The 1,955-nt window shown below is 76.8% G+C and carries 1 protein-coding gene and 1 pseudogene; both read right to left on the reverse strand.

What is annotated here, in order from left to right; translation table 11 throughout:
- Positions 1-948 (reverse strand): annotated as a pseudogene (locus AC2W7A_RS11980) (phenylalanine--tRNA ligase subunit beta-related protein); the annotation flags it as partial.
- 241 nt (positions 949-1,189) lie between these two features.
- Positions 1,190-1,627, reverse strand: coding sequence for an FAD-dependent oxidoreductase (locus AC2W7A_RS11985; protein WP_485991540.1), 438 nt, complete (start codon positions 1,625-1,627; stop codon positions 1,190-1,192).
- Between the last annotated feature and the right edge of the window lie 328 nt (positions 1,628-1,955).

Below are 1,955 nucleotides of genomic sequence, written 5' to 3' on the forward strand. Positions count from 1 at the left end.
ACGGCGCCGTGGCGCTGCGCGGCCCAGCTCGGTGGCGGCCGCACGGGGCCTCGGAGGCCTCGTCCGCGGTGAGGGGTCCGGTCCGGGGGCGCGGAAGCGCAGCGCGAAGGCCAGGGACTTCTTGCCCTCCTCGATGCCCTTGCCGACGTACACGTCGAACAGCTCGACGGACTCGAGCAGCTCGCCGGCACCCTCGGCGAGGGTCGCCTTCACGTCACCGGCGACCACGTCCTGGTCCACCACGAGGGCCACGTCCTGGGTGGTGGCGACGAACGTGGACAGCGGGCCGGCCACCACGCGCTCCGGGGAGGCGGCCAGGACGGCGTCGCACCCGGCCTCCATGGCCAGGGCGACGTCCGAGGGCGGTGCCGACGCCGGCGTCGAGCACACGGGCCACCCCGGCCCGGGCGACGATCAGCTCCAGGTGGTGCCGGTTGAGGATGCCCAGCCCGGAGCCGATGGGCGAGCCCAGCGGCATGACGGCGGCGGCCCCGGCCTGCTCCAGGCGCAGGGCGGCGACCGGGTCGTCCGAGGTGTAGGCCAGCACGGTGAAGCCGTCCGCGGCGAGCCGCTCGGTGGCCTCGAGGTCTCCACCACGTCCGGGAGCAGGGTGTGCTCGTCCGCGATGACCTCCACCTTCACCAGGTCGGTCTCGAGTGCCTCCCGGCCCAGCTGCGCGGTGAGCACGGCGTCCCGGGCGGTGTGGCAGCCGGCCGTGTTGGGCAGCACGTCGATGCCGAGGCGGTCCAGCAGCTCCACCAGCGAGGCGCGGGTGTCCGTGGCCCAGCGGCGCAGCGCCACCGTGGTGAGCGTGGTGCCCGAGGCCACCAGCGCCCGCTCCAGGGCGGCCAGGTCCGTGATGCCGCCGGTGCCCATGATCAGGCGGGAGGTCAGCTCATAGCCGCCGATCCGCAGGGGCGGGACGGCGGTGTCCCGTGCGGTGTCCATGCTCAGCCTCCCTGGACGGCGCTGACGAGGTCCACGGCGGCGCGTCCCGCGGCACCGTGGCGTCCCAGGCGGAGCGCGGCACCACCTGCTGGTCCACGGCCACGGCCACGCCGAGGCGGCCGCCGTCCTCCGCGTGCCGTCCGCGGCGACCGCCCGGCCGGTGGTCTCGGCCACGATCTGCCGCAGCGTGGTGCTGGCCGGAACCTCCGCGGCTCGCCGTTCAGGGTCAGTCTCAGGGTGCTCATGCGCGGGTGCTCCTTGCGGGGGTCGGGGTGGCGGAAGGCTGGAAGCGGGTCGGGTCGGCGGCGGCCAGGGTGGCCGCCAGATCCTGGTCGGATGCCGTGTCGGAGACCGGTGCGGGGCCGGCTCCCCCGGCGTGCTCGGCGAGCGCGCACCCGGCCTCGGCGGCCCAGGGGGCCAGCAGGATGCCGTGGCGGTGGTAGCCGGTGGAGACCAGGATCCGCGGGGGCGTGCGGGAGGGGCGCCGAGGCAGGGGGCGGTCGTCCGGGGTGCCGGGGCGGGCGGCGGTGTGGGTCTCCAGCAGCTCGCAGTCCCGCACAGCGGGCACCAGGGTGGAGGCGTCCTGCAGCAGGTCCAGCACGCCGCCGGCGCGGGTGCCGGCCAGACGGTCCTCGCGGACGGTGGCGCCGACCACCAACGTGCCGTCCGCCCGCGGCACGAGGTACACCTGCCGGCCGTGGACGAGCCCGCGGACGGTGCGGTCGGAGCAGGTGGTCCTCGCCGGGCAGCAGCTGGTCGGCCGGCACGCGGAGGCGCAGCACGTCCCCGTGGACGGGGGCGCAGCGGCAGCGGACTCTGGGCGGGGTCTCCGCCGATCTGACCGTGGCCGAGCCCGGCGGCCAGGACCACGACGTCGGCCGCGGCCTCCGCCTCGCCCGTCGCCTCGGTCGGTGCGATCCGCCACCGCCGACCCGCCTCCCCTGGTGGACCGCCTCGACCACCCGTCCGGCGGTGAGCCGGGCCGGCGGCCCGGGCAGGACGTCGGA

It is taken from the genome of Micrococcus sp. LASM2_SD2, assembly GCF_057364565.1.